The following is a 23,452-nucleotide window of genomic DNA, read 5'->3' as shown; positions in this document are numbered from 1 at the left end:
GAAAAAGATCGTGTTTTTTTTTTCGTGCTGTTCTTTAGAATTTTTCTGTAAAGAAAAATTGGTTTCGCGACACAACAATTCAACTTCTACTTACTCATGAAAAAGCTTCTGGCCTTTGGCTTGATGGCCTTAGCGTTTTGTACGCTTAGTGCCCAAGAAGATTACACCTCCTTTTTTACAGGTAGCCTCATGGATGCTACAACAAACCCCATAGGTGGGGTTTGCCTGATGGGAGGTGCTTCCGAAAACGATAACGCTATGCGGTGGTTCCTTGAACGAGCCGACGGTGGTGACGTCCTGGTCATTCGTGCTTCGGGTTCTGATGGTTACAACGATTATATGTTTAGTGATTTAGGAGTGACCGTCAATTCTGTCGAGAGCATTGTCTTCAATAATGCCCAAGCAGCCACTGATCCTTATGTACTAGATCGTATTGCCAAAGCCGAAGCCATCTGGATTGCTGGCGGTGACCAATACAACTACGTTTCTTTTTGGAGAAATACGGAAGTCGCCAACCTCATCAACGCAGGAATTACGGAGAGAAACATCGTCATCGGAGGCACAAGTGCAGGAATGGCCATCCTTGGAGGCGTCTATTTCACGGCTCAAAACGGCACAGTCACCAGCGCTACAGCCCTTGCTAATCCTTACGACAATAAAGTTGCGATCAGTAATGCTCCTTTTATTCGCGTCCCGTACCTCACACAGGTCATTACGGATACCCATTACGACAACCCCGACCGGCGGGGACGACATACCGTTTTTATGGCACGCGCCATCGTCGATTACAACACTCCTTATTACGGAATAGCTTGTGATGAATACACGGCTGTATGCATAGATGAGAGTGGCACTGCCAGCGTCTATGGCACCTACCCCGACTTTGACGACAACGCTTACTTCATTACCCCTAACTGCGAGGTAATGAACAACTTGCCAGAAAATTGTGCTAGCAATCAGCCCCTAAGCTGGAGCCAAGGCGGGCAAGCCCTCAAAGTCTACGCCGTCAAAGGTACTCCTACCGGTTTGTATACCTTCGACCTCAATACCTGGATGGATGGAGATGGAGGTGAGTGGCAAGACTGGTCGGCAGATGCCGGGTCATTTACAGCGATTGAAGGAAATACGCCCGCTTGTAGTCCTGTGAGTACCAGTATTACCAATACCCACATAAGCTTTGAGGTATTTCCAAACCCGAACAATGGTAATGTTAGTATACGCCTAAATTCCAGTAATCGTCCGGAAGGGAATATCCAACTTCTGGATGCTTCAGGGAAAGTACTGCAATCCTGGCCTGTAATCGGCACTACAGACAACCTGGATTTGTCCACGCTCAACGCTGGTGTTTATTGGTTAGAATACGTCAATGGTGAAGACAGGGCGGTTCGTCAGGTCGTAGTGAGATAGACACGAAGTAATTGAGGCGTTTAGTCGTTTAAACAGCTAGTGAGTGACTAGTTTGAACAAAAATCAACTCAGTACCTGTAAGAAACTATTCCTTGTTACAATTTTGTCAACAACCACTTTTTTTCCGGAAGAGGATTTTTGTTTTCTATAGCTGTCCTTAATTTTTGTCTAGCAAGATTATCATATGGGTTTAAATGCAGCATTCGCCTCATGAAAGATATCAGGTTCAGGTAGCTATTTTTATGATAGCCTAGCTTTCTTTGCCGGCGAACCATACCTTCAAAACTATTTAAATAGCTGGCAAGTACCTCTCTTTCGTCCAGTTCATAGAAAATTTTCATCAAAAGAATCCTACTCGTGAGGTTCGGTAAAGACTCATCATATTTTACCGCTTGTAATAGTTTCAACGCTGCTTCATACTCCCCTTTCTCATATTGCAACTTGGCAAAATTATAGTTGAAATTCAGCGCTTGATATTGCGTTTTAAGCTTCTCTCGATACTTTATTAAAAACTGTTCTACCCAATCATAAGCTTTCAAGCCCAATCCCAAAGCGGCAATATTTTTATAGTGAAATTGCGACAAGACCCCATGATCTAATAAAACATCATCTTCCAATGCTTTTTGGTAAAGATTGAATGCTTCCCGGACGTAGTCACCATTCCCACTATTCAGTTGCTTAATACTGAAATTGATGCTTATGATATAGAAATTCTTCAAGTCCCGCTTGGACAAACTCGCCCGAAAAGCAATTAGCATCTGTTTCAGTTCCTGAAAATGATTGATATCATCTTCTTTCAATGTCTTGTAGCTATGATAATACAAAGCAATGACTGGCTGGTTTACCAAATGGGTTTTCTCTGGCGACTCCAGATAGGGCAGAATGTGATGGAGTAGCTCGTAGTCGTAGGAAGTTTTCGATATATTCTCGTGTGTCAGCAAAGAACAAGCTTGCCTTAAGATGGAAGCAATGACAATACTTTCAAGACGTTCACTAGGCTGTTTTAGGTTAAGTGATGCCCCTCTTTCTTCATTCATCTGCTGATCACACAGGATCATTTCCAACTCATATTTAAGTTGATGCGACTCAATCGTATTTATACCTCCTACCGATAACAATTTTGATGCTTTTTCTACTTTTCGGAAAAAGATATTCTTTTGTTGGCGTGCCAATGCCTCCTTAGCAATAGCAAACTCCCTCTCCTCTTGGTTCGCTTCTAGGTATTGTACTGCAAAATAATCTTCGATTACCTTCATGAGGTAATTCAAGACATAGGCCAGCTCTTTTTTATCGAATACCTTTTGAGGAAAAAGGGCACTAAACAGTCTTTCCTCATTTAGCTCTTCCAAAGGGCTACTTCTCAACAAATCGAATAACAAAATCACATCTTCCCTGGTATTGTGGTAAGGAGAACGAACAAATTTCTTAAGGTTACGGAGATCTTTAGCAGTCAAAGACTGAAACAGCGTGATTAGTTTTTTCTGATTCATCAAATATTTTTTCGAAAAAAAATATAATTATCTACTTATAATCAAGTACTTAAGAGTTTAATAAGTTAAAAACAACTCGAAAATACAAAAAAAACATAGTTGTGTATTGAGTTCTGGGAGGCCACCTTTGTCACAAGGGAATCGAATTGATCCTTTCAAAAAGCGCAACAACTATGAAAAAGCCAGATTACCAAATGAAAACACACAACAACACGCTCTCTCCTTTTTTCTTGCAGCTCTCTCGTTCTTTTGCTGTTATTCTATGTCTTTTAGCCACAACACTTCACGCGCAATCATGGCTCCACAATTACCCTGGGGTAGGAAGTGGATTTGACATTGTGGAAGCTGCCAATGGCGACTTGCTAACCATTGCTCATCAAGGTGCTGATAATGAAATCGTCCTTACCCGTATCGATCCTGAAGCCTCCGTTGTCTGGCAATTTAGTATAGCTCCCAATACTTCGAACTGGGGCCCTAGCTTAATCAGAACAGATGACAATCATTATGTAGCTGCCTACGTAGGCTTGGTTACGGTTGACGGCCAGCAAAATAGCGCTGTGGTGCTCAGAAAATTTGATGAGGAAGGGAATACTATCTGGGAAACCGCCTATCCCAATCCAGACCTGGAATACAACAGTATCAGGAGTCTAGTAGAAGCTAGCGATAATGGGTTTATCCTTTCGGGGCACAATTCTGATTACTCGGCTTCCTATGTCATGAAGCTGGACGATAATGGGGTGCAGGAATGGTTTCAAGAATATCCTGGCCTATATACTACCCGAGTTATTGAAGCATCTAATGGCGACCTCATTTATTGCGGAAGTATTTTAGAGAACGGTAGTCGCGACGTGTATTTATATCGAATGGATAGCTTTGGTGAATTAATCTGGCAACGTATCTATGGTTATGAAGGCGAATACGATTATGCCGCCTCTGTGATCGAAACGAACGATAATGGAATTGCCCTACTTAAAGCCGTATCGCTAAGTCCTAACCACGAAGTCGAACTGCTAAAGACCGATATGAATGGCGAATTGATCTGGGCAACGCAATGGACTCCACAGACTGCTAATGCAGAGGGCAGCTCAAAGTTGCTCTACCAGAATACCGATGGCGTTTTTGAAATATTAACCTTACACGGTTTTTCTATAGCTAGTTCACCTATAACAAAGCTGGATGAAGATGGAACCATACTAAACCTGGCCACTGACGCACTCTATATGTCTCCCTATTACAATGCCTTCGCATTTACACCTTGCGAGGCCGGTGGATACGCTATCGTCGGAAGTGAGTGGATATCTGGAATGGGAGCGGAGTTAATCGTCTCAAAAACCAATAATGACGGGGAAATATTACACGGACTTATTCAGGGTAATGTCTTTCATGACCAGAATTCTTCTTGCTCATGGGATACAGGGGAAAACGGCCTCAGCAACTGGGTAATAACAGCCCTGAACAACGCGACCCAACATACCTATACTACCACTACGGACAGTTTAGGGGATTATCAATTAGCGCTCTTCAATGGCACCTATGATGTAATGGTGTCTCCCCCTGTGCCTATCTGGCAAACTTGTCCCGGCCAGACTATCCAAACGGTTACCATCACAACGCAAGATACCCCTCCTGAAATAGAAGAAGTTGACTTTCCTATCGTGGCTATCTATGAATGCCCTGTATTAACGGTAGATATCTCTACCCCATTCTTGCGCCGATGCTTCAACAACACCTATTATGTTGAATACTGCAACATCGGTACTGACAATGCCACAGATGCCTATATAGAAGTCGTATTAGATGATTTCATGACTGTCTTGTCGGCCTCCATTCCTTATGAAAACCAAATGGACTCGATATTAATCTTTCCTGTAGGAGATATCGGGATTGGAGAATGCGGCCAGTTTTCTATCACTACCCATCTTGATTGTGAGACTACGATTCTGGGACAGACCCATTGTACGGAAGCGCATATCTATCCCGATGACTATTGCTTGCCGGTTGACGTAAATTGGGATATGTCCAGTATTACCTTAGACGGTGCTTGTGAAAGTGATTCTGTTCGATTTGAAATAAAAAACGAGGGGGTCGGAAATATGGCTGCTCCACTGAATTACATCATTGTAGTTGATGAAGTGATCATGCTACAAGGTGATTTCCAGTTGGATAGTGGCGAAACGCAGGAGGTAGCCATACTTGCTAATGGAGAAACCTATCGAATAGAGTCAGAGCAATCGCCCGGCCACCCAGAAAGTATAGAGATTAGCTTCACCCTTGACGGATGCCCGGACTTTGGAGTAGCCGGTTTTGTAAATTGGTTTGAACTAAATGATTTCTATTCGTTTCAAGACATTGACTGTCAGCAAAATATTGGCGCCTATGACCCCAATGATAAAATTGCCTACCCCCGAGGCTATGGCAATACCCACCAAATAAAACCAGGCACAGAACTTGAATATTTAATTCGGTTTCAAAACACAGGTACAGACACCGCATTTCGAATAGTGGTACGAGATGAATTATCAGCAGATCTGGATGTAAGCAGCCTTAGAATGGGAGTAGCCAGTCACGCCTACGAATGGGAAATCGTTAACAGTAATACGCTGAAAGTGATATTTGATGATATAATGCTACCAGATTCTAATATCAACGAAGTAGCTTCTCATGGCTTTTTCAAGTTTAGTATCTCGCCCAAAGAAGCTACTGAATTAGGGACGGTGATAGAAAACAAAGCAGGTATTTACTTTGACTTTAATGAGCCTATCGTCACGAATACGGTATTCCATACCATTGATTCAAATTTTGTTTTGATTGAATTAATAAGCTTTGACCAGGAAGTTGATACACAAATGCCTATCCAAGTTTTTCCAAACCCCATAAAGACTTCAGCTAATTTTGTTCTTACAGAGCAAAAATATGCCTCACTGAATTTAGACGTTTATGACTCCTCAGGAAGATTAATTCAACAATTTGCAGGAAGTGGTGGCTCGCTTACCATGCCTGTAAATGGGCTTCGCAAAGGAATCTACGTCTATAGGCTCTATGGTGATCACAGCTTACTGGGCACGGGCAAACTCATCGTTATCGATTAAGCTGCAAGATTATGAGGCATCCCAGGTCCTGTTTCGACTAGGATCTGGGACACCTCTATTTTAGAGGTGTCTACCCTCTAACTCTGCCCTGCCGTATACAACAACGCCACCACGGTCTTCTGCAACTCTGCTTGGGTTTTGAGGAGTTTGAGCTGGGCTCCCAGAAGCTTTTGCTGGCGGGAATTGAGCAAGAACACAGAGCTTTCTCCCAATTCAAACTTTACACTTTCGGCATCCAGCAAGCTTTGGTAGTTTTCCACTACCGTTTGGGAAAGTTGTAATTGTTGTTGGCGGATTTCCCATTCCTGCCAATAGGCCGTGAGTTTAGCGCTTAAGTCTTGCTGTTTTTGCTGTAATTTCCAATCTGTTTGTGCCAATTTAACCTCCGTCAACGCAACACCAGCTCTTTCTTTTCGCAACAGTAATGGCTGGCTAAAAGTAAACCCCCACTTATAATTATCTGATACAAGGTTGCTAATACCATCTGTGTTCTCAGGGTTGAAATCAAACTGATTGGCGAGAAAGTTATAGTTGAAAGTTAGTTCTGGTTTAAACTGTTCCTTTTTCCAGCGTCGTTCGATGGTCAATTGCTCTTTTTGATACCGGTAAGCTACCAAACTAGGATGCTCGGTTATTGCTTGCTGCAAGTCTGCAATCACAGGCGTAGTAGGGGCAATTACGGGGGATTGGGGCACCCAATCTTTTTTCCACATTTCCGGCAGGCCTCCATCACTCCACAATAGGGCACTCATTTTAGCAACAGTATGGTTGAGCTGCATTTCTGTTTCTTGTACCTCCAACTCCCAACTTTGCCATTGCAAATAAGCTTCGAGTGTATCAATAGCCGGGTAATCGCCAGCACGAAAGCTTTCGCGAATTCCCCCAAGTCGTTCAAAACTATAATCTCTTGCAGAGATAGCCAACTCCCGCGAATAATAGGCATAAGACCAGTCCCAGTAGGATTTATTAGCAGCCAGAAAGAGCTCATTTCGGAGTTCATCCGCAATGGCCCGATAGCGATCTGTACCCACTTGGGCTTGACGCAAAGACGAACGCGATGCATCGAAAAACAATCCTTGCAAAAGTGGAACTTCAATACCAACAATGGCCTGCCCTCCCTGAGGAATGGTTCGGTCTGGATTTAGGTAGGTTCCATTAGGATCTGTCCAATCGTATTCTGCCTTGAGGGCAATACCCCATGCCGTGGGGATTTTAACTCCTCCCTGCCCATACCGGTAATAATCTTTCCCTCCAAATACCTTTTCTTCCTGAGAAGCATAAAGCTTGGGATCAAAACTACCGCGGGCATACAATAGTTCCTGCGCAGCTTGCTCCTGTAAAAGTGCCGCCTGTCTGGCAACAGGGTGATTGGCTTTTACTTGTTGCCAAAACAAATCAGCCTCCAGGATTTCTTGCTGTGCTGCGAGAGACATTGCTCCTACAACCTGCAAAAATATTAAAACCCACCAACGCAATTTCATCATTATTAATTAATTATCCCCTATTTATTTTAAAGATTTGATCGGTGCCTTAGTGCCTTTCTTTTCTTCTTCTTTGTCCCCTATACCATAATAGTCAGGAGGAAACCCATTCAGCTGCCGCCACAATTCGTACCAAACCTGAACATGGCCCAGCAAGGCTATACCCTGTACGCCCGAGCCAGGGCGCAGCGCTTCTGGCCAGGGGCGGTCATCTGGATTAGGAGCGACCAACAACCGGTAGCGGCCATTTTTGTCAATGTTATTGTCAATGGCTACAATACGACCAGAATAAGTACCCACTGACAGATCAGGCCAACCTGAAAACACGATGGCTGGCCAGCCATCAAAGACGAAGCGAACTTCTTCATTTTGGCGCACCAGCGGCAGGTCCATGGGGCGTACGTGCATCTCTACAGCTAGCTCAAAATTGGCGGGCATGATTGTTACAATGGGGTCGCCTTCCTTTACTGTTTCTCCAATACCCGGCTTTACAACTTGGGTAATGTAACAATCCTGCGGCGCAATAATGTAGTAGAATTGAGAACGCTCCTCGTAGTTCTTAGCCTGTATCTGCATCTTATTGAGCTCTCCTTCGGCACCGAAACGATCCGACAAAGTGCTAAAACGATCAGATTGTGCCTTAGCGACTTTGTTGTTGTACTCATTGACAATATTGCGCAAAGCCAAACGGGTAACCTCTAATTCCTGCCGGTTTTCAGCAACCTTATTCTCTGCTGCGATAGCTTTCGCCTGGGTTTCTTGCATCTTTTGCTGCTTGTCTTCCAGGTCGGTTCTCGATTTAATGCCTTGTTGGAAAAGGGTATCAGTTCGCGCCAATTGCCGCTGGGCAATAGACAGCGATACCCTCGCCTGCTCTAGGTCAGCCTCCTGACTCAACAGTTTCAGTTCTACCTGCTTAACTTTTGCTTCCAGTTGCTCTTTCTTAAGGATTAATTCGGCACGCATCGCAGCAATCTGTTCCGCCAGCGCACCTGCTTTTTGTTCGTAAGTCGTGATAGCTCCCGCCTTGGCACGGACCTGATTTTCGGTACGGCCCACCAACTCGGGGTCAAAGTAATCGACCTTAACTTCTGAAAGGTGAACGATCGTATCTCCTTTCTTTACCAATTGCCCTTCCCGAACAAACCATTGGTCAATCCGACCAGGAATGGTAGCTTGGATGGTTTGCGGGCGATCACTAGGATCGAGGGTTGTCATTTTTCCTTTCGACTGAATATTCTGCTGCCAGGGCAGAAACAAAAGAATAATAAAAATGACCAAAAGTGCCAATAACCAATTCCGCATCATCCTGTTGCCTGCAGGTAAAGGATTACGCTCCAAACAAGTCCACTTACCTTCCGGCAAACGTTGGGTGACCGAATTTTGAGGTGAAATATTTAGCATTACTTATTTTTTTTCCTGCCAGTTAGGTTGAATAGCCGAGCCATTGGGAGTGCTCATTTGAAAGATACGCTCAAAATGGGGGCTTTCTCGTAATTCTTCGTAAGTCCCCTCGGCAATAATCTGCCCCTTTTCCATGAGGATAATTCGTTCACAGCGGGCTGCCAATAAAGGATCATTAGAAACGGCCACTAAGGTCCAAGGTTGACTACGGTCTGTCAGCATATCCGACATCCGCTCACGTTCCTGAGGTTGGAGCCGATTGAGGAACTCTTCTAGTGCCAGTAAGCGCGGCTGGGAAACAATGCTCCGAGCTAGTAAGATTTTCGTCTGCACACTTTGAGGTAGGTTACGGCCGCCGGGTAGCAGTAGTGTATCATAACCTTTGGCCAGGCTTTTGACAAAATCCTCAAGCCCAACTTGGCGAGTTGCCCAAACGATCTGCTGAAAATCAATGTCTTCGTGCCCCAAGCAAATATTTTCCCAAAGGGTCCCCTGAAAAACATCCTCCTGGCTACCGTGATCTCCAATATAACTACGCAGGCTACGCAGGTTGAAGTTAAACATCGGTGCATTATTATAACTTATAGACCCCTTATAATTAAGCATCAACCCGGAAATCACCTGAATCAGTGTTGATTTTCCAGAACCATTATAGCCGGCAACACACACCTTTTCTCCAGATTTAATCTTAAAATTAAGGTCTCGCAAGGTTGGTTGATCGCTATCACTGAACTGAAAATTAAGGTTTTGGATATCTACTTCCATACCTTTTCCTGTATCAACACGCTCAAAACTCATGCCTTCATTCGGCTCTAGGGGAATGTCCGTGAAATAACCCATTTTTTCCAAGCCCGTGAGTAGATCATAAACATCCGCCAAGGTTACAATAACCTTCTCGACAGAGCCTAAAATCAGTAATACTACAATTTCTGCCGCGACAAACTGGCCAATCGTAATTTGATTATCAATCACCAATACTCCGCCAAGGGCTAGCAAAATAGCTGTCACCAGGGTTTTGAAAATAACAATGTAGCCATACTGACTAACAAGTACTCGGAAGTGATTGTCCCGTGCTGTCAGGTAACTGTCTACCAGGCTATTGGTTTTACTGAGTGATAACCGCGCACCGCTGGCCAGCTTAAAAGTGACCATCGTTCGTGCGACCTCCTGTAGCCAATGCGCTACCTTATATTTATACTTACTCTCGATCAGGCTGGTTTCTAATCCTTTTGGGCCCGTCCAGCGGAGTAGTGCAAATAGCAAAACCAGCACGCTAATCCCAAAAAAGACAAAGAAAGGGTGGTAAAAAGAAATGAGAATCAAACCAAAAATGATCTGTATAATACCGGTAGAAAAATCCATTAACACCTTGGGCAAGCCCTTCTGTACCGTGAGTGTATCAAAAAAACGATTTACCAGCTCCGGGGGGTAATCTTGCTGTAGAGCATCCATTCGCAAATTAGGAATCCTCAAAGCAAACTCAAATGCAGAACGAGCAAATACTCTCCTTTGCAAGGTCTCCGCTACGGTAATCTGCATAATTTTCAATACCCCAGAGAAAAGGGTACCCAATGTAACAACAGCGATCAAAATGACCAATGAAGAAGAAACATCCCCTCCCTGCACCAAACCAATGACGGCCTGTACGCCTAAAGGCAAAGTAAGCGTAAGGAGGCCGCCGAAAATGGCGTAAAGGTAAATGTAGGCAACGTCTTTCCGGTCTGGTTCCAGTAACTTAAAAAAACGCTTCAATGAGCTCAGCTGAGACATAAGATATAAAGGATTATTAACCTCTTAATGAGATTATCTTTTTCTATACGGTACTAATAACAACAGTCGTCGATAAAAGGTGCATAAAAAACGCTTATCGAAATGATAAAATAGTTTTATTTGCATAAATGATAGTTTTACTATTATATTTGCGTCAGTAAATCACTCTTTAGATTATCATATTATGACGATTGCAAACTTCGGTCAACTCTTTCAGAACCATACCCCCAATTTACAAGCTTTTGCGCTACAATTGACGCGTGACAAGAACGATGCAGAAGATTTGTTCCAGGACACCGTATATAAAGCAATGCGCTATCGTCACCTTTATCAACCTAAAACCAACCTTCAAGCCTGGTTGATGACGATCATGCGTAATACTTTCATCAATGAATGGCGCAAGCGCAAACGTAAGCAGCAGGCTGCTGAGCTCCAAATCCCTGGCGTGACGCTAACCCAAACTAGTGCTACTCGTAATGACGGGGAAAGTAAGGTAACCATGCAGGAATTAATGAAATCTATGGATCAGTTAGAGGAAGGTCTAAGCAAGCCCTTCTTAATGGCGTTCCGGGGATATAAGTACGAAGAAATTGCAAGCGAGATGGACTTGCCACTGGGAACGATTAAAAGTAGAATCCACCAAGCACGGAAATTACTAAAAACAAGTATTAAGCGTCATTACCAGACTAAAAACCTGGTAGATATATTAAACTAAAGCACCAACTCCCTGTTTCCTTCGCATAAAAACGCCCAACATCAAGCTATTGGGCGTTTTTTTAGCCTCACTATTTGTTTAAATAAAAAATATCTACAAATAATCCATAAACAATAGTAAAACTATTAGCTTTGCCGTTATCTTATTTATTTAAAGATGAGATACTTACAAAAACAGAAAGCTAAATAGTAATTTTATGAAGTCGCAAGAGCCCGGATTATTCTCTGAACTAAAATCAGATTTACCAGCAGGACTGGTTGTTTTCCTCGTAGCGGTTCCGCTTTGTTTAGGTATCGCACTCGCATCTGGAGCCCCGCTTTTCTCTGGTATCATTGCAGGTATTGTGGGTGGTACCGTCGTTGCTCTGCTTTCAGGTTCTCCTCTGGGTGTTAGTGGTCCTGCTGCTGGTTTAGCAGTTATTGTACTTACGGCCATCCAAACTTTGGGTTACGAAGCCTTTCTATTATCGGTAGCTATTGCGGGAATTATCCAAATTGTCCTTGGCTTTGCGAAAGCTGGTGTTATCGGTTATTTCTTTCCCTCTTCTGTGATCAAAGGGATGCTTTCTGGTATTGGTTTAATCATTATTTTAAAGCAAATTCCCCACGCTTTTGGTTATGATAGTGACCCGGAAGGAGATTTTGCTTTCAAGCAGATAGACGGAGAGACCACTTTTTCGGCACTAGAACACATGCTGGACGCCATTACCCCTGGCGCTTTATTAATCAGTGTCTTGTCTTTGGGTATTTTGATCTTATGGCAACAGCCTTTCATTAAAAAGTTCAAAATCACGAATATCATTCAGGGGCCGCTGGTGGTGGTTGCTGTAGGAATAATTCTTCAACAAGTCCTCATGGGAACGTCATGGAACCTGGAACCAGAGCACCTTGTCACCTTACCTATAGCAAATGGATGGGGAGAATTTATCGGACTTTTTACACTTCCTGATTTTAGCCAATGGAGCAATCCAGCGATCTGGGTTACAGCAATTACCATTGCAATTGTAGCTAGCCTTGAGACTTTACTATGTGTAGAGGCTACAGACAAACTTGATCCTTACAAGCGACTTACGCCTACAAATCTAGAATTGAAAGCACAGGGTGTCGGTAACCTTATCAGTGGACTGATTGGAGGACTGCCCGTGACCCAGGTAATTGTTAGAAGTTCTGCCAACATCCAGTCTGGAGGTAAAACGAAAGCAGCAGCATTCATTCATGGACTAATGCTTTTGGGAAGCGTATTGGTTATTCCAAAGCTATTAAATATGATTCCTCTGGCAAGCTTGGCAGCTATTCTGATTGTTGTAGGGTTCAAGCTTGCAAAACCATCTCTCTTTAAAGAAATGGCCCGACTAGGGAATAAGCAACTGGTGCCTTTTGTAGTCACTATTGTAGCTATTCTTTTCACAGACTTATTAGTAGGAATAGGTATCGGAATGGTAGTAGCTATATTCTACATCCTACTTAACAATTACAAGACGCCGTATTTTGTAGAGGACAAACGCAAAGATGCTGGCATTATTCATCTTGAACTGGCAGAAGACGTATCTTTTTTAAACAAAGCCAGTATGCTGTTAAGTCTTAAAAAGCTACCTAGAAATAGTAAAGTAGTCATTGATGCCACTCAAACCCTTCATATTGATTATGATATCAAGGAGATCATCATGGAATACAAAGCCAACGCTGCCTACAAAAATATTGACCTCAGCTTTATAGGCCTAAATCCTGAAACTATGGATTTAGAGTCTTCTTCCAGGAAACAAAAAGCTGGCGCACGCATTCCTGTAGAACCAGTGGATTAGATTCCGTTAGAATAATACGCCAAAGAAGATAAAAGGTGTATCAAACCTTCGCTTAGAAGAAGAATATCGAGCCAAATCAAGCAACTGACTGATTTGGCTCGGTATTTTCTATCTTCTCCCTTAAAATAGCCACCAACTCTTGCAAGTCTGGCAGCTCACGCTGAAACAGAACCTCTTCTCCAATAACCAGCGCAGGAATTCCAATAAGGTCATAACGGATAAACTGCTCCAGATCACTTACTACCTGAATATTGAAGTCTATCTCCAATTCTTCTAATGCCTCACTAACCAGCTCACGCCAAGCTACCAGGTTTTTGGATTCTGTGATACCGAACAGTTGAATCGCTATCATAAAAAAAATATTTAGCCTTGTACAAAAACAAAATGCCTCTGTACAAAGCTGTAAAGATTACAAGTACCACAGGAAGCAGACAACATGCTAGCCATCACCTCTTCCTGTGGCTTTTTTTAATTTAAAGGCGCTTATAGTCCCCTAATTTTATTTCTTCCTCCGCAAGAGCGCAGATAATATCATAAGTAGTAACAATACCCACCAACTCGCCATTCTCTTCAACTGGAAGAGCGTGAATGCGATTGGTTTTAAAGACTTCCAAAGCAGTTCTGATAGGGTCGTTAATTTCTACCTTAGCTAGTTTTTTCGTCATAATATCCTCCGCTTTCCATGCTCTCAAACGCACGCTCTCTAACAAAGAATCCTGATCGTTGCGGGTAAACCCTCTGAGAAAATGGTTGAAATCGGTAGAGCTAATAATCCCCACAAGTTTCTTATAACGTACTACGGGGATATGGTGAATACTGTTGTTATCAAAATGAGTTTTGATCGTTTCCAAACTATCATCTGGATTTACAGTTATCAAACGCGTACTCATAATTGTAGAAACCGGTGCAATGATATTCATAATGAAAAAATTTGATCTTGGAAATTAGTTGTGTTAGTTGGCTTAGTGTTTCCTTTTCAAGAAGTCCACCTTGCTTTTGATTACATCTGCAAGATCGGCCAATTTGATAGGCACAAATGATGACATTTGTCACCCTCTTTTATGATTTTCACTTACCCGGTGATCCTCAAATCTCGCCTAATTTGTATTTGAAAGGAAGGCTAATTAACATACGGCTTCCAAGAGATTGACAGGGATCAATCACATTTTCTGCAATGTATTAGGGATATCTTCCAGTCATTGCTTACCTTTCAAAAATGGAAAACATGAAGGCATTAACTGCCGAAGCAAGAAGACTAGAAGCCATTATTAACACTGCTACCGATGGCATTATTACAATAGATAAAAAAGGGGTTATCGAAACCATCAACCCATCTGCTGCTAGATTATTTGCTTACCAGCCTGAACAAGTAATGGGAAAAAAGATCAATATATTGATGCCTTCTCCTTACCATGCAGAGCATGATGACTACATGAATAACTACCACCGTACCGGTAAGGCAAAAATAATTGGCAAAGGCAGAGAGGTAGAAGGACTTCGTAGCGATGGCACCGTCTTCCCTTTTCGTTTAGCTGTAAGTGAAATGACTATTGATGGCCAGCGCATGTACACCGGGGTTGTCCATGACCTCAGTGATATTAAAGCCGCTGAACAGCGCATTATGGAACTCAATCGTGCCCTCGAGGAAAAGGTCGTCCAACGCACCGAAGACTTGGCTAATGCCGTAGACCAGCTTCTAGGTACAAACCAGCTCCTTAAGCAAGAAATCGAGGAAAAGCAAGCCGTCGAAAACCAGCTTCGCGAGCAAGAGCAAGAACTCCAGCAAGCCCTTAGGAAAGAAAAAGAGCTAAATGCACTAAAAAGTCGCTTTGTTAGTATGGCGTCTCATGAATTTCGCACACCATTGAGTACTATCCTAAGCTCTACCGAGTTGGTGGAAATGTATCATAAGGAGGAACAGCAGCCCAAGCGGCTTCGCCATATCGACCGGATAAAAGCTGCGGTTAGTAACCTCAATAACATCCTCAATGATTTCTTATCCCTCAGTAGGTTGGAAGAAGGAAAACTCGATGTGCAGTTGGAAGAACTTGAACTGGTAGCTTTTCTTAGTGAAATGGAAGATGAAATTAATCTACTACTCAAAGACGGGCAGCAATTAATGTTCCCTTCTCAGAAGGAAAAATGGGTCATCACTACCGACCCCAAAATATTGCGTAATATCTTACTCAATCTTCTTTCCAATGCCAGCAAGTATTCCGAAAAAGGGCAAACCATCTATCTTGATGTGGAAAAAGACGAAACAGCTGTTACTTTTGTGATTAAAGATGAAGGTATGGGCATTCCCAAAGAAGACCAGAAACATCTATTCACCCGGTTTTTCCGAGCACATAATGTCGAAAACATTAAGGGCACGGGACTAGGTTTGCACATTGTACAGCAGTATCTCGATTTACTAAAAGGGAAAATTGAATTTACCAGCGAAATGAGCAAAGGCTCCGTTTTTCGAATTACTTTGCCTATCTAGAATTGGTAAAAAACCGTTGCTTTACAATACTAAACTAATAATCATGAAACGTATACTCATCATTGAAGACAACGCCGAGGTTAGGGAGAACCTTTCGGAAATCCTCAGCCTTTATGGCTACAGCATTGAGGAGGCGATCAATGGTAAAGAAGGAGTGGAAAAGGCGCTGGCAGCCCCCCCCGATCTGATTCTATGTGATGTCATGATGCCTGAGTTGGATGGTTATGGCGTTTTAAAAATACTGAGCCAGAAAGAGACTACCCTGGGGGTTCCTTTTATTTTCCTGACGGCAAAAACAGAAAAAGAAGATTTACGCCGAGGCATGAACCTCGGGGCTGACGACTACCTGATGAAGCCAATTTATAAAGACGAGCTCCTCGAAGTCGTACAGCAACGCCTCGCTAAACACGAGCGCCTGCAACGACAGTTCAGCCAAACCTCTGTTACCTTCAGCGCCTTCATCGACGAAGCCAGAGGCCATGCCGAACTAAAAAAACTCTCTACAGACCACCGCCTGCGCAGCTACACCAGAAAAGAAAAAGTATTTACGGAAGGCGATTATCCCCGTTATTTATACTTGGTTGAGAAGGGTAAAATCAAACTCTACAAAACCAATGATTTCGGTAAAGAATACATTATCAACTACTGCCAGGAAGGCGATTTCTTAGGCTACACCCCCCTGATCAGTGGCCAGGAAGCCTATTCTTTTACCGCCGCAGCGATGGAAGACAGCGAACTTCGATTAATCCCAAGGGAAGATTTTGAAAAACTACTCTCTGCCAATCCTAACGTCACCTCCCGCATGATAAAAATGTTGGCCAATAATGTTGCAGACAAGGAGGAACAATTGATGCAACTCGCCTACGACTCGATCCGCAAACGGGTGGCCGACACCTTGGTCGTCATTGCAGAAAAGGAAAACACCATGGAGTTTGACATCCTACGTGAAGACCTCGCCAAAATGGTTGGTACCGCTAAAGAGAGCGTAATTCGTACCCTCACAGATTTCCGCGAAAGCGGCTACATCCAGATCATCGATGGCCGTATACATATCCTTGATATAGACAAGCTTAATGGAATCATGGGCTAAAAAAACACTGCTAATTCAAAGTACGCGTTTTTTGTTATCAGACTACGAGTCTGATACCTTGAGCTCAATCATCGCGAGCGTCATCACAATCAAAACTTCAATCAAAATATACCCCCACGCGAGATAGGTGATCCTCTCGTAATGATAGATGGCCAACCCAATAGACAGTAAACAGTAGCTTATGTTTAGGAGGGCAATCCCCTTCAAAAGGGGGGCGATATTTCTATTTTTCTTCTGGTAACAGAAAAAATCATAACTCGCAAACAAGCACGGTAATAGTGCGAGGGTGTAAAGTGTTGGTCTGGGAATTCCAAAGTATTCCTCAAATTCAACCAAAACAACGCCCAACAGAAAAGCCGATAGCATCGCTCCTAATCCATCTACCAAGAATAGCTTTCTTGGATCAGAATTACCCCAATTTATGAGTTGGTCTATCATCTGGTTACCGGGTCTCAACTCCCTTTTATCGCTTCCCAGGTAGCATAAAGGCTCTCCTGCGCAGGTCGATCATCTGGAATTTCTCGCAGGGGTTTACAAGCTTCCAATTGTGCGTGCAGTTCCGAAGGTAATTGCTGATACAGGCGAGTGCCTTTGGTTTTCCAGGCCAGCATTTCGTCACTTACTTCTTTGATGATTTTGGCAGGATTCCCGACCACCAAACTGCGCTCAGGAATAATCGTCTTGGCTTTCACAAAAGAGAGTGCGCCAATGATACTCCCCTCCCCTACCACAACTTCGTCCATGATGACGCTGTTCATTCCGATCATTACATTACGCCCCAAACGAGCACCATGAATGATCGCACCGTGCCCTACATGTGCGCCTTCCTCCAGCAATACCGTCACGCCTGGAAACATGTGTATAGTACAGTTTTCTTGCACATTACAACCATCTTCTATCACAATCCCCCCCCAGTCTCCTCGAAGCGCAGCGCCAGGACCAATATAAACGTCGGCTCCAATAACAACATTCCCTGTTACCGTGGCTTGTGGGTGTACAAAAGCAGTAGGGTGAACGACAGGTTGAAAGCCTTTAAAAGCGTAAAACATATTCTTATTTATTTTTCTCCGTCTCTCGGTCTCCCCACTCTTCCGTAAAATGCTCACGGTGCTTGGGTTGACTAAATTTTTCAGCATTGTAGGCAGCAGATTCGCCTCGGGGGATAGACAAACTTGCCCATTCTGCCCCCTTTAACATCCGACCAATATACACCATTTGCCCTACGTGATAGGCATAATGGGCAAGTTGTCGATTGATCGCCTCCACCATGGTGTGGCCCATATTTCGAATATAGATAATGGTGTCAAAGTTTTCTTCATCCACGGTGTCCAAAGCCGTAAATAAGCACTGCCATCCGGCCTCCCATTTTTCCTGCAGCTCCTTGTGGTCTTTTATATCTGCATCAAACTCCGCTTCTCGCTGGCGCCATTCTTTTTCGCCATCAGCAGTCAGAAAATCAGTCCAACGCGACAACATATTACCCCACAAATGTTTGACGATGATAGCGATAGAGTTGCTTTCGGGATTATATTGCCAAAACAACTGATCATCGGTCAATTGGTCCATCGTTCGATCTCCCAATGTTTTATAATACTGGAATTGCTTACGGGCGCTATCGAGGTAATTGGCGGTCATTGGCTAGTATTTTGGAAGAATACAATTTAGGGAGTTCGCAAAAAATAATCTACACACCTTGCTACAAATTTTTATTTATCCATCATCAGATTTCCCTTGCGTAGCCCGCTATGCCGCGAAAAATCTGACTTGTCTAATTAAAAACTTGCTACGCCCTTTGCGTAGATTATTTATTTCCTCATCCCTTAAGGAAAAGTCAGGAAATTATCTACTTAGGGGCCATGCCGGTAGTAGCGTTGCTGCGCAACCGCACCTACGGCACCAGGTTGTTCGCTCTCATGCAGTGCTGCGCATTGCATACCGCTGCCACCCTTTGTCCTGCTCTCCCGATGAAAAATCGGGATCCGCCGGGCTTCAGGCGCTGCCTTCCGCGCCGATTTCTCCGCCAATCGTACCAGTGCCATCATACAATTGAGGGCACATCTCCAAAAAACAAAGGACTTCATCCAGGATGAAACGACCTCGGAGGAGGTCGCACATTAAGAAATATCCTCCTCCTTTTTGATGCTTCCTGCCCCCATCTAACAGCCCTTGCTATCAAAAAAGGAACAGCAAAAAAAATAAATTACGATTTTACTTTTTGCAATGATTAGCAAGCCAGCTATTTTCAGCACACGTTAATCTCTCCTAATTAACACATAATCAGTCAAAACACACACAATGGTTATTAAAAATCGTACCTTTGCGGCTTAATTCAGGAACGCTATTTTTTCATTCCCGTCGTTTCTTCATTCGTAGTACTATTTTAATGTCAGATTTTTCTTCTCTGGGCTTGTCCCAACCGCTTTTAGACGCTATTGCTGAATTGGGTTTTGTAGAACCTACCCCCATCCAACAAGAGGCTATTCCTTTTCTCCTCGCTGGTGACCGCGACCTCGTGGGTTTGGCACAAACAGGCACAGGTAAAACTGCTGCTTTTGGCCTTCCCCTCATCGACCGCATGGACCTCAGCATCGGTAAGCCTTTGGGGCTGGTCCTTGCACCTACCCGTGAATTGTGTGTACAGATCACCAAGGAACTGCAACAATTTGCGCTTTTCCGGCCAATGCTCAATATTACAGCGGTCTACGGAGGTGCTGACATTTGGGCACAGATGAAACAACTCAAGGCCGGTTCTCAGCTCGTTGTAGCTACCCCTGGTCGTTTGCGTGATCTTATTAAGCGTAGAGCCATCAAACTCGACTCCATCACAACTGTTGTTCTTGATGAAGCCGACGAGATGCTCAATATGGGCTTTAAGGAAGAAATCGACGAAATCCTGGAAAGCGTTCCTTCCGAACGACGTACCTGGCTTTTTTCGGCTACCATGCCTAAAGAAGTAAGGAGGCTGACCAAGCACTACATGCATGACCCCCACGAAATCAAAGTGGGTGACACCAGCCAAACCAATGAAGATATTGACCACCAGTTCATCGTAGCTCGCCCCCGTGAACGACTGGAAGTTTTGCGCCGCTACCTCGATTCAGATCCAGAACTTTACGCGCTGGTTTTCTGTCGTACCCGTGCCGAAACATTGAGCTTATCCGATGATCTGCAACGCGATGGCTACGCTGTAGACGTTCTCAACGGTGACCTTTCCCAAGCCCAACGCGACCGAGCCATGGAGCGTTTTCGCAGTAAGCGTGTACGAATTCTAATTGCTACAGATGTGGCTGCTCGCGGACTCGATGTACAAGGGATCACTCACGTTTTCCACCTCAACATCCCCGATGATTGGGCCTTTTATGCTCACCGTTCTGGTCGTACCGGACGCGCTGGCGAAAAAGGTAAATCCATCATGTTGTTGCACCCCAATGACCGTCACAAGCTACGGGGCCTCGACAGACAGATGAACCTCCAGTTCAACGAAACAGAGCCACCAAGTGTATTAGGATTGGTAGAACGCCGCCTACAGCGCACTTTTCAAAGCCTGCTCGAAGCCAAAACTATCCCAGCCTTGGCACCCCTTACCGCAGAGCTGGAAGTGACCCTTTTCGACCTCAGCAAAGAGGAGCTTATCCAGCGTGTCGCTGCACTTAACTTCGGCGAATTGCCTGTGCATTACCAGCGCGAAGCTCTATACTTACTAGACCCACGTAATGCTAACAAAAGCAAAGGCCACAGAAAAGAAAGTGAGGTCCGTAAGTCGCCAGGCAAATACCAGCGGATGTTTATCAACATCGGCAAGAAAGAAGTCGCCGGCATTCCTGAATTTATAGAATTCGTGTGTTTCTTCGGTGAAATTGACGCCAAAGGCATTGGTGACGTAGAGCTGCGCGACAAGCATACTTTCTTTGACGTAGACCATGCATTGGCTGGTGCCCTCGTCAAGAAATTCAAAGGCTCAGAATGGGAAGGACGTGCCATGAGAGTCAACTTTGACGATGGCCCTCAGGGTGGAGGCGGTGATGGTCGCCGTAATCGCGGCCCCAAGAAAGACCGTAGTTTCTCCAAGAAGGGCTCTTTCAAAAAAAGAAAAGAAAAGAAATTCGGTTTCCCTAAACAAAAGAAAGGAAAGCGGAGGTAGTTTTTTTTGGTTAGATGGTTGATGGTTGATTGTTAGATGGTTTAGGCCATACAACTATGTGCACCATGCCTTCTCTTCCTCTATAGAACCACATAAAAAAGGATAGGACTTGCGTCCTATCCTTTTTATTTTGCATAATCATTTCTTTGGTGCCTTTAGTGGTTCAAAAATCCACATATCGGGTAAATTTCGTGAATTCACCCTACTAGACTAGCCTCTTATAATTCCTTATAATCCCTCATATGGTTCAAAACCTTTGGTACCTGTGGTGGTTTAAAAATCCGCGTGTCGGGTAAATTCATGAATCTACCCTGTCAGGCTAGCCTCTTATAATTCCTTAAATCCCTCATATGGTTCAATAATTGGTGCCTGTGGTTGTAAAAACAACTACCTCACCACCCAACCATCGCCAAATCCGGCAGGTGGGCTTACAAACACCAATTTACCGGTTTCATCCTCTGCCATCAAGACCATTCCCTGGCTAAGGACGCCTCTCATCTTACGAGGAGCAAGGTTAGCAACCATTACCACCTGCTTACCAATGATATCGGTAGGTTTGTAATGTTCTGCAATACCAGATAACACAGTCCGCTCCTCAAACCCTAGGTCAAGGGTCAATTGTAGCAATTTATCCGCCTTAGGTACAGGAGCTGCTGCCTTGATGGTAGCTGTCCGCAAATCCAATTTAGTGAAGTCATCAAAAGTGATCTCTTCTTTTACAGGTGGGCGTTCAGGGCCTTTCTCCTCTGCGAGGATGGTTTCCAGCTTTGCTTTCTGCCGATCAATGATTTGTTTACGACTATCATCTTTACGGTCGATAATCTTAGGGAATAAAACGTCTGACTTGCCAATCTGATGCCCTGGCTCCAGTAGCCACTCTCCCTCAGCCAACTTATTGAGCGTCTCCTCTAGTTCGCCAGACTGTGTAGGTTCTTGTCCTACCAGGGCCCTCAACTTGGGAGCAATAAAAGGCAAGAAAGGCTCAATGAGCTGGGCAACCAATGCGGTTACCTGGAGGCTAACATTCATTACCTCTGCGATACGCGGATCATCCTTATTTTCCTTGGCCAAAGTCCACGGAGCAGCGTCCTGTAGATAAGTGTTACCCCAACTGGCAATTTCCACCACATTAAAAGCAGCCTGCTTGAAACTGAATCCTTCAATATCTGCGACCAGCTGATCGGTAAAAGCCTTTACCGGTGCCAGAATAGTATTGATATCGGCATTTGTAGCAGGCACCTTCCCGTCGAAGTATTTATGCGTTAGCACAACTACTCGATTGATGAAGTTCCCCAGCTTATCTGCCAATTCTTTATCATGGAAATCAACAAACTCATCCCACTTAAAATCGGCATCCTTGGTTTCGGGCATATTACGAACGAGGGCCCAACGCAAGGCATCTACTGCATTCGGGAAATCTTTGAATTCTTCGAGGTATTCATGCTGTTCGATGCCCCAACCACGGCTTTTGCTAAATTTCTGTCCTTCAAAATTCAGGAACGAGTTAGCCGGTACATTGATGGGTAGATTGTAATCACCATGTGCTTTAAGCATCGCAGGGAAGATGATACAATGGAAGACAATGTTATCCTTGCCAATAAAGTGAATCAGCTGGGTGTCCTCATTTTTCCAATAATCTTCCCAGTTCTTCCCGTTTTCTTTAGCCCATTGCTTAGTGCTCGAAATGTACCCAATTGGCGCATCAAACCATACGTAAAGGACTTTACCTTCCGCCCCTTCGACGGGTAGTTTGATCCCCCAGTCCAGGTCACGAGTGATGGCACGAGGTTGCAAGCCCTCGTTCAACCAACCCAGGCTTTGACCAGTAACGTGCTTTTTCCACAACTTGGGGTCATGGTGCGGTTTACCATCAATCGTTCCTTTTTCAATCCATTCCTTGAGCCACTCATTGTGCTCATCCAACTTGAAGTACCAGTGTTTGGTCTTCCGCAGAATAGGCTGCTTGCCACTAAGGGTAGAAAGCGGGTTGATGAGTTCTAAAGGTGACAAGTCGGAACCACAATTTTCACACTGATCACCGTAAGCCTCTGCATGACCACACTTTGGGCAAGTACCTTTGATGTAGCGATCTGCTAAAAACTGGTCGAATTCCTCATCATAATACTGCTCCTGTTCCCTGGTTTCAAACTGGTCGCCCTGTTCATTGAGCTTGAGAAAAAACGCTTGAGCCGTCTCGTGATGCAAGGGATCACTCGTCCGGTGGTAATAATCAAATGAAATCCCCAGGTCACCAAAGGTGCCCTTATTCAGATTGTGGTACTTATCAATAATTTCGCGAGGAGAAATGCCTTCTTTCTTGGCGCGAATTGTGATGGCTGCGCCGTGTTCATCGCTACCACACACCCATACCACGTCTTTGCCCATCGCTCGCAAATAACGAACATAGATGTCAGCAGGCAGATAGGCTCCGGCCAAATGCCCAAGATGTAAAGGGCCGTTGGCATAAGGTAAAGCCGAGGTAATGAGATAACGGTTCATAGAATTATTAAAATTTGAATACAAAGGACTAAATCCCGTAAGTTAAACTAATGATTGCAGGTCTAAAAAAGTTTCCTTGA

17 protein-coding genes are annotated in these 23,452 nt (G+C 44.1%); 7 read left to right on the top strand and 10 right to left on the bottom strand.

Annotated elements, in window-relative coordinates:
- Positions 1–96 precede the first annotated feature (96 nt).
- Entirely contained in the window at positions 97–1,407 is a 1,311-nt protein-coding gene (locus A3EU_RS0109605; RefSeq protein WP_020535940.1) for a T9SS type A sorting domain-containing protein, read from the top strand.
- Positions 1,408–1,502: 95 nt separating this feature from the next.
- On the opposite strand, the gene A3EU_RS0109600 is transcribed toward A3EU_RS0109605, so the two are convergent.
- Positions 1,503–2,897: a hypothetical protein gene (locus A3EU_RS0109600; RefSeq protein ID WP_020535939.1), complete on the bottom strand. Its 1,395-nt coding sequence runs from the start codon at positions 2,895–2,897 to the stop codon at positions 1,503–1,505.
- A gap of 173 nt (positions 2,898–3,070) precedes the next feature.
- Between A3EU_RS0109600 and A3EU_RS0109595 the strand changes: the two genes are divergently transcribed.
- Positions 3,071–5,986: a T9SS type A sorting domain-containing protein gene (locus tag A3EU_RS0109595; RefSeq protein WP_020535938.1), complete on the top strand. Its 2,916-nt coding sequence runs from the start codon at positions 3,071–3,073 to the stop codon at positions 5,984–5,986.
- A gap of 77 nt (positions 5,987–6,063) precedes the next feature.
- Here A3EU_RS0109595 and A3EU_RS0109590 read toward each other — a convergent pair whose 3' ends face one another.
- From A3EU_RS0109590 to A3EU_RS0109580, 3 genes are read right to left on the bottom strand one after another with little or no spacing between them, the layout of a single operon-like run.
- Positions 6,064–7,470, bottom strand: a complete 1,407-nt coding sequence (locus A3EU_RS0109590) for a TolC family protein (protein WP_044085643.1) — start codon at positions 7,468–7,470, stop codon at positions 6,064–6,066.
- 21 nt (positions 7,471–7,491) lie between these two features.
- Positions 7,492–8,871, bottom strand: a complete 1,380-nt coding sequence (locus tag A3EU_RS0109585; protein WP_020535936.1) for an HlyD family secretion protein — start codon at positions 8,869–8,871, stop codon at positions 7,492–7,494.
- A 3-nt stretch (positions 8,872–8,874) separates the two neighbouring features.
- The gene (locus tag A3EU_RS0109580; RefSeq protein WP_020535935.1) at positions 8,875–10,641 is read right to left on the bottom strand and encodes a peptidase domain-containing ABC transporter; all 1,767 of its coding nucleotides are present in this window, start codon (positions 10,639–10,641) and stop codon (positions 8,875–8,877) included.
- 184 nt (positions 10,642–10,825) lie between these two features.
- Here A3EU_RS0109580 and A3EU_RS0109575 point away from each other — a divergent pair, with 184 nt between their 5' ends.
- Together A3EU_RS0109575 and A3EU_RS0109570 are read left to right on the top strand one after the other, a co-directional pair.
- The gene (locus A3EU_RS0109575; protein WP_020535934.1) at positions 10,826–11,356 is read left to right on the top strand and encodes an RNA polymerase sigma factor; all 531 of its coding nucleotides are present in this window, start codon (positions 10,826–10,828) and stop codon (positions 11,354–11,356) included.
- Positions 11,357–11,552: 196 nt separating this feature from the next.
- A complete protein-coding gene (locus A3EU_RS0109570) occupies positions 11,553–13,157 on the top strand; it encodes a SulP family inorganic anion transporter (RefSeq protein WP_020535933.1) in 1,605 nt (534 codons plus the stop codon).
- Between the two features lie 76 nt (positions 13,158–13,233).
- Here the strand turns inward: A3EU_RS0109570 and A3EU_RS0109565 are convergent, their stop codons facing one another.
- Both A3EU_RS0109565 and A3EU_RS0109560 read right to left on the bottom strand, forming a co-directional pair.
- Positions 13,234–13,509 (bottom strand): thioredoxin family protein, encoded by a 276-nt coding sequence (locus A3EU_RS0109565; RefSeq protein ID WP_020535932.1) that lies wholly within the window; start codon positions 13,507–13,509, stop codon positions 13,234–13,236.
- Positions 13,510–13,630: 121 nt separating this feature from the next.
- Positions 13,631–14,077 (bottom strand): CBS domain-containing protein, encoded by a 447-nt coding sequence (locus tag A3EU_RS0109560; protein ID WP_020535931.1) that lies wholly within the window; start codon positions 14,075–14,077, stop codon positions 13,631–13,633.
- A 305-nt stretch (positions 14,078–14,382) separates the two neighbouring features.
- On the opposite strand from A3EU_RS0109560, the gene A3EU_RS0109555 reads away from it, so the two are divergent.
- Entirely contained in the window at positions 14,383–15,642 is a 1,260-nt protein-coding gene (locus A3EU_RS0109555; RefSeq protein WP_020535930.1) for a PAS domain-containing sensor histidine kinase, read from the top strand.
- Positions 15,643–15,685: 43 nt separating this feature from the next.
- Complete coding sequence (locus tag A3EU_RS0109550; RefSeq protein ID WP_020535929.1) at positions 15,686–16,732, top strand: response regulator; 1,047 nt, start codon at positions 15,686–15,688, stop codon at positions 16,730–16,732.
- A gap of 42 nt (positions 16,733–16,774) precedes the next feature.
- Here A3EU_RS0109550 and A3EU_RS0109545 read toward each other — a convergent pair whose 3' ends face one another.
- Genes A3EU_RS0109545 through A3EU_RS0109535 form a run of 3 tightly spaced genes read right to left on the bottom strand, consistent with a single transcriptional unit; the run spans position 16,775 to position 18,367 of the window.
- Positions 16,775–17,170 carry a hypothetical protein gene (locus A3EU_RS0109545; RefSeq protein WP_020535928.1) on the bottom strand — a complete coding sequence of 132 codons (396 nt, stop codon included), beginning with the start codon at positions 17,168–17,170 and terminating at the stop codon, positions 16,775–16,777.
- Positions 17,171–17,184: 14 nt separating this feature from the next.
- A complete protein-coding gene (locus A3EU_RS0109540; protein ID WP_020535927.1) occupies positions 17,185–17,781 on the bottom strand; it encodes an acyltransferase in 597 nt (198 codons plus the stop codon).
- A 4-nt stretch (positions 17,782–17,785) separates the two neighbouring features.
- Positions 17,786–18,367, bottom strand: coding sequence for a DUF1572 family protein (locus tag A3EU_RS0109535; protein WP_020535926.1), 582 nt, complete (start codon positions 18,365–18,367; stop codon positions 17,786–17,788).
- 748 nt (positions 18,368–19,115) lie between these two features.
- Between A3EU_RS0109535 and A3EU_RS0109525 the strand changes: the two genes are divergently transcribed.
- The gene (locus A3EU_RS0109525) at positions 19,116–20,873 is read left to right on the top strand and encodes a DEAD/DEAH box helicase (protein ID WP_026211314.1); all 1,758 of its coding nucleotides are present in this window, start codon (positions 19,116–19,118) and stop codon (positions 20,871–20,873) included.
- 387 nt (positions 20,874–21,260) lie between these two features.
- Here A3EU_RS0109525 and metG read toward each other — a convergent pair whose 3' ends face one another.
- Positions 21,261–23,372 carry a methionine--tRNA ligase gene (gene metG, locus A3EU_RS0109520; protein WP_020535923.1) on the bottom strand — a complete coding sequence of 704 codons (2,112 nt, stop codon included), beginning with the start codon at positions 23,370–23,372 and terminating at the stop codon, positions 21,261–21,263.
- Positions 23,373–23,452: the final 80 nt, after the last annotated feature.

This window comes from Lewinella cohaerens DSM 23179 (assembly GCF_000379805.1).
Lineage (GTDB): Bacteria > Bacteroidota > Bacteroidia > Chitinophagales > Saprospiraceae > Lewinella > Lewinella cohaerens.
This window is presented reverse-complemented; position numbering and strand designations above follow the sequence as displayed.

Excerpts from the sequence above, each read along its gene's own strand:
- A3EU_RS0109605 (WP_020535940.1), top strand. The coding sequence starts at position 97 with ATGAAAAAGCTTCTGGCCTTTGGCTTGATGGCCTTAGCGTTTTGTACG.
- A3EU_RS0109600 (WP_020535939.1), bottom strand. The coding sequence starts at position 2,897 with ATGAATCAGAAAAAACTAATCACGCTGTTTCAGTCTTTGACTGCTAAA.
- A3EU_RS0109595 (WP_020535938.1), top strand. The coding sequence starts at position 3,071 with ATGAAAAAGCCAGATTACCAAATGAAAACACACAACAACACGCTCTCT.
- A3EU_RS0109590 (WP_044085643.1), bottom strand. The coding sequence starts at position 7,470 with ATGATGAAATTGCGTTGGTGGGTTTTAATATTTTTGCAGGTTGTAGGA.
- A3EU_RS0109585 (WP_020535936.1), bottom strand. The coding sequence starts at position 8,871 with ATGCTAAATATTTCACCTCAAAATTCGGTCACCCAACGTTTGCCGGAA.
- A3EU_RS0109580 (WP_020535935.1), bottom strand. The coding sequence starts at position 10,641 with ATGTCTCAGCTGAGCTCATTGAAGCGTTTTTTTAAGTTACTGGAACCA.
- A3EU_RS0109575 (WP_020535934.1), top strand. The coding sequence starts at position 10,826 with ATGACGATTGCAAACTTCGGTCAACTCTTTCAGAACCATACCCCCAAT.
- A3EU_RS0109570 (WP_020535933.1), top strand. The coding sequence starts at position 11,553 with ATGAAGTCGCAAGAGCCCGGATTATTCTCTGAACTAAAATCAGATTTA.
- A3EU_RS0109565 (WP_020535932.1), bottom strand. The coding sequence starts at position 13,509 with ATGATAGCGATTCAACTGTTCGGTATCACAGAATCCAAAAACCTGGTA.
- A3EU_RS0109560 (WP_020535931.1), bottom strand. The coding sequence starts at position 14,077 with ATGAATATCATTGCACCGGTTTCTACAATTATGAGTACGCGTTTGATA.
- A3EU_RS0109555 (WP_020535930.1), top strand. The coding sequence starts at position 14,383 with ATGAAGGCATTAACTGCCGAAGCAAGAAGACTAGAAGCCATTATTAAC.
- A3EU_RS0109550 (WP_020535929.1), top strand. The coding sequence starts at position 15,686 with ATGAAACGTATACTCATCATTGAAGACAACGCCGAGGTTAGGGAGAAC.
- A3EU_RS0109545 (WP_020535928.1), bottom strand. The coding sequence starts at position 17,170 with ATGATAGACCAACTCATAAATTGGGGTAATTCTGATCCAAGAAAGCTA.
- A3EU_RS0109540 (WP_020535927.1), bottom strand. The coding sequence starts at position 17,781 with ATGTTTTACGCTTTTAAAGGCTTTCAACCTGTCGTTCACCCTACTGCT.
- A3EU_RS0109535 (WP_020535926.1), bottom strand. The coding sequence starts at position 18,367 with ATGACCGCCAATTACCTCGATAGCGCCCGTAAGCAATTCCAGTATTAT.
- A3EU_RS0109525 (WP_026211314.1), top strand. The coding sequence starts at position 19,116 with ATGTCAGATTTTTCTTCTCTGGGCTTGTCCCAACCGCTTTTAGACGCT.
- metG (WP_020535923.1), bottom strand. The coding sequence starts at position 23,372 with ATGAACCGTTATCTCATTACCTCGGCTTTACCTTATGCCAACGGCCCT.